The organism is Bradyrhizobium sp. 35 (assembly GCF_023073215.1).
Classification (GTDB): domain Bacteria; phylum Pseudomonadota; class Alphaproteobacteria; order Rhizobiales; family Xanthobacteraceae; genus Bradyrhizobium; species Bradyrhizobium canariense_D.
In genome coordinates, this window is sequence record NZ_JADPJC010000121.1 from 1 (window position 1) to 2,181 (window position 2,181).

Annotated in this window: 2 protein-coding genes; both read right to left on the reverse strand. The window is 62.4% G+C overall.

From position 1 onward, the window contains the following. Window positions 1–450: plasmid pRiA4b ORF-3 family protein (locus tag IVB36_RS26275; RefSeq protein ID WP_249803239.1), on the reverse strand; the 450-nt coding region annotated here is incomplete at its 3' end. Further along, entirely contained in the window at window positions 447–2,009 is a 1,563-nt protein-coding gene (locus IVB36_RS26280; protein ID WP_247393488.1) for an IS66 family transposase, read from the reverse strand. The genes IVB36_RS26280 and IVB36_RS26275, both read right to left, overlap by 4 nt. Window positions 2,010–2,181 lie beyond the last annotated feature (172 nt).

Here is a 2,181-nt window from a genome sequence, read left to right on the forward strand (position 1 = left end):
GATGGCGTCGAGGTATTCGGTATAGCCTGACGCACCGCCGGCATCTTCCGGAGGACAACGGCCGGCGGCCTCGAGCAAGAGGGGAAGTCCCTCCGTTGTCGTGTTGTCGAACCACTTTTCGAGCTTGATCACGTGATCCCAGCTGTCGCCGAAGTCGTAGAGATAATGGATCGTCTTCGCGCCGGTCTCGTGAACGATATTGGAGAGCCGCGTCTTGCGAGCATCGATGGGCTGAGGGCCAAAATCTCCATCGGGATCAGGGATACCCCAACGTCCTTCGCCAGCCAAAAACTCGAAGAGATGGCTATTCGTCCAGCCAAACGCCGCCTGAAGCGTCAGATGCAGCCGATCAAGGCGCAGCGTGAGCGGCACGACAAGGCATCGCATCACCTCCGGTTTCACGTCCTTGAGAGTCACCTTGATCCGGACCGCGGTCGTGCTGAGGCTCATGCCGCAAGCCTCGGATCTTGTGCATGCATCGTATAGGTGGATGCCCAGGGAAGCAGTTCGTCCAGCCGTGCCGCCGGCCAGCCATTGACGAGCTTTGCGAGAACGTCGGCAAGCCAATACTCGGCGCTGACGCCGTTGAGCTTACAGGTCTCAATGAGCGACGCCAGCAATGCCCAATTCTCAGCACCCTCGTCACACCCGGCGAACAGGGCGTTCTTGGCATTGAGCTTGATCGGCCGCATCGCACGCTCGACTGCGTTGGTGTCCATTTCGATGCGCCCGTCATCAAGGTAGAGCGTCAAGCCGTCCCAATGACGCAGTGCATAGCGTAAAGCTTTCGCCGTCTCACTCTTCTGCGCGAGGTGACCAAGCTTCGCCTCAAACCACTGCTTCAAGGCTGCAGCCAACGGCCGGGCATGCGCCTGCCGGCCCGCGCGGCGCTCGGCGTCAGATCGGCCACGGAGGGCTTTTTCGACTGCGTAAAGTTGGGCGATGCGCTCAAGAGCCTCGCGGGCAACCGGAGCTGGCGCCGGCGCAGCCTCGCGCTCGTTCTTCACAAACTGGCACCGGAGATGCGACCAGCAGAATGCGAGCGTCCCGGACAAGGCGTCCGCACGCGTCTCTCGGGTCATGGTCTTGTAAGCCTGATAGCCGTCGCAGTGGATGATGCCGCGATAGCCTTCGAGCAGTCGCAAGCCATGAACGGCGCCGCGGCCTGGTGCATAGGCATAGACCACGCCGGGCGGATCAGGCCCGGCCCAAGGCCTGTCATCGCGCGGCGCCCAGAAGTAGCCGGTTTTGGTCCTGCCGCGCCCGGGATCCAGCACCGGCGCCGGGGTCTCATCGACACAGAGCTTCGGAGAGGCGAGCAGAAGCTGGCGCAGGCGATGCCACAAGGGCTTCAATTCCTGGGCGGCATAGCCGACCCAGAAGGCGAGCGTGGAACGGTCGATGGCAATACCGTGCGTCGCCAGCATCTGCGTCTGGCGGTAAAGCGGCAAATGCCAATGATACTTGGCATCGATCACATGCGCGACGAGCCGCTCGGTCGGCAGTCCTCCCCTGATCAATCGCTCGGGAGCAGCGTGCTGGAGGACGACGCCCTGGCAGGCGCGGCAGGCCAGTTTGGGGCGGCGGGTGACGATAACGCGATACTGCGCCGGTACGACGTCCAGCCTCTGGCTCTCATCGTGACCGATCTCAAAAAGGTCGCCTGCGCAGCACGGGCAGCAGGTTGCAGCCGGGATCAGGGTCTCGATGATGCGTGGCAAATGCTCCGGCAGCTTGCCACGATTGGCCCTGCGCTCGGCAGCTCTCTTCTCGCGTGTTTTGGGATTGGCGCGGTCCTCGGCTGCTTCGAGAGCCGCGACAGCCTGATCGATATCCTCCAGAACAAGCTGGAGCTGATCAGCGTCAAGCTTTTCCGACGATCGACCGAACTGCGCGTCTTTTGCAAGCTTGAGCAACCGCTCGAGCCTGGCGCAGCGATCCAGCAGAGCCGCGGCAAAGGCACGCAACTCGGCTGGATCGCTCGGCAGTTCATCAGGCAAATCACTCATTGGCCCGAGTCTGCCATGCTTCGCGCCCCGGTGCAGCGAAGATTTTATGTCCTACGCAAGCGCTTTCGGCTGCGGGATTCGAGGCGCATGCATGCGTGTCCAATCCATGCCGGCCAGAAGCGCGGACAACTGCGCGGCGTTCATTCGCATGACGCCGTCAACGACCGGCGGC